The organism is Microbacterium sp. MTN4-26, assembly GCF_042846595.1.
GTDB lineage: Bacteria > Actinomycetota > Actinomycetes > Actinomycetales > Microbacteriaceae > Microbacterium > Microbacterium luteum.
This window is the reverse complement of record NZ_BTGO01000058.1, coordinates 1-472: the sequence shown is the minus strand read 5'-3', so window position 1 is coordinate 472 and position 472 is coordinate 1. Positions and strand designations below refer to the sequence as shown.

General features: G+C 68.2%; 1 protein-coding gene. It reads left to right on the top strand.

Annotated features, from left to right (window positions below):
* Positions 1-472 (top strand): transposase (locus ACGG9C_RS17070; protein WP_390178958.1); only part of this gene is annotated, 472 nt, incomplete at both ends.

Genomic DNA, 472 nt, shown 5'->3' with positions numbered 1-472 from the left:
GGCGTATCGCGCGAACGCGCTGTTCGACGCGCACCGTGACGACCCGGAGTTCGGGCACAGGCTGCTGGCGGACGAGGCCCGCGACGCGGGTGAGGCGATGTCGGACCGCACCGCGTGGCGGATCGCGTCGAGCAACGGCTGGTGGTCCGCGTTCGGGAAGAAGCGGGGCCGTAACGGCAAGAAGCCGGGACCGCCGGTCCACGACGACCTGTGCGCGGTCGTCGACGAGGACGGCCGAACCCGGCACGTCTTCGCCGCCGATGCCCCGAACCAGCTCTGGCTCGTCGACATCACGGAGCACAAAACCGCTGAAGGCAAGCTCTACTGCTGCGCAATCAAAGACGCGTGCTCCGGCAAGATCGTGGGGTACTCGATCGACTCGAGGATGAAGTCCCGGTTGGCAGTTCAGGCGCTCGAGAACGCTGTCGCGATGCGCGGCGACGTCGCCGGCTGCGTGGTCCACAGCGACAGG